Annotated in this window: 2 protein-coding genes; both read right to left on the bottom strand. The window is 68.5% G+C overall.

Annotated elements, in window-relative coordinates:
• On the bottom strand, positions 1-516 hold a 516-nt coding region (locus EOA28_RS36285; RefSeq protein WP_148671130.1), incomplete at its 3' end, for a P1 family peptidase.
• Positions 516-1,221: ABC transporter substrate-binding protein (locus EOA28_RS36280; protein ID WP_148671129.1), on the bottom strand; the 706-nt coding region annotated here is incomplete at its 5' end. The genes EOA28_RS36280 and EOA28_RS36285, both read right to left, overlap by 1 nt.

Here is a 1,221-nt window from a genome sequence, read left to right as displayed (position 1 = left end):
GCCGAGCAAGGTCGAAGCCGAGCCCAGACCGCCCTTCAGCCCGGAGGTCAACGCGCCGGTGCCGGCGCCGGCCGTACCGATGGCGAAATCGGCGATTGCCGTCTGCACGGCCTCATAGCCGAGCTCGCGATAGGGCGGATAACGGCCCCAATCCTTGTCGCCGCCATTGCGCAGGTCGAACAGGATCGCGGCCGGCACGATCGGCACGCGGAAGCCGCCGACCTCGACGCCGATGTTCTTCTCGCGCAGCGCCGCCTGCACGCCTGAGGCGGCGTCGAGGCCGAAGGCCGAGCCCCCGGACAGGACGACGGCATGGATCGTCGCGATCGAATTCTGAGGCTCGAGCAGGTCGGTCTCGCGCGTGCCCGGCGCGCCGCCCAGCACCTGGACGCCAGCCACGGCAGGTTCGTCGCACAGCACCACCGTGACGCCGGATTTCAGCCCGGCGTCGGCGGCATTGCCGACGCGAAGACCAGCAACGTCGGTGATCAGATTGCGCGGTCCGGTGCGGAACATCACTTGCCCTCCAGCGGTACGAAATGCGTGCCGTCGAAGCGGAAGACGCGGAACGGGTTCTGGCTGAGGTCGCCCTTGTCGTCGAAGCGGATGGTGCCGATCGCGGTCGCGAAATCATGGCCGGTCAGCGCTTCGCCCAGCGGCCGGCCGGAGCTTTCCGCATCGGCCAGCGCGGCTTTGGCGATCTCGACCGCGGCATAGGACGGCAGCGTGTAGCCGTCCGGCACGATGTTTTTTGCGCCGAAGGCCTGCACGATCCTGGGGTCGGCGACCTCCGACCATTCCGGCGGCGCGATCATCAGCGTGCCGGCGGCGTAAGGCACATCGCCAGGCGGCGTGCGCAGGTTCTCGCCGCCGGCGAAAGTGATGCCTGCGTCGAGCTGGGCGGCGTCGCGGCCCATGATGGCGATGTCGTCGCCGTCGCCGCCGGCAAACACTTTCGTTGCGCCGGCCTTCTTCAGCCGGCCGACCAACCCGATCTGGTTGTCGAGCTGCGGCCTGAAAGTGTCGGTGAATACCGGCTTCAAGGCTGCCTGTTCGACCGCGGCGCGAAGAGTCTCGGCCATCTCGCGGCCATAGATGGTGCCGTCATCGATTATGGCGAAGAGGTCGTCGCGCCACAGCTGAGTAAGCTTGGCGGCGACCGCGTTGCGCTCATCGTCGCCGCGCGGGCCGAGCCGGTAGACCGGCCAGCCGGTCTTGGCG

Source organism: Mesorhizobium sp. M2A.F.Ca.ET.067.02.1.1 (assembly GCF_004023285.1).
Classification (GTDB): Bacteria; Pseudomonadota; Alphaproteobacteria; order Rhizobiales; family Rhizobiaceae; genus Mesorhizobium.
This window is presented reverse-complemented; position numbering and strand designations above follow the sequence as displayed.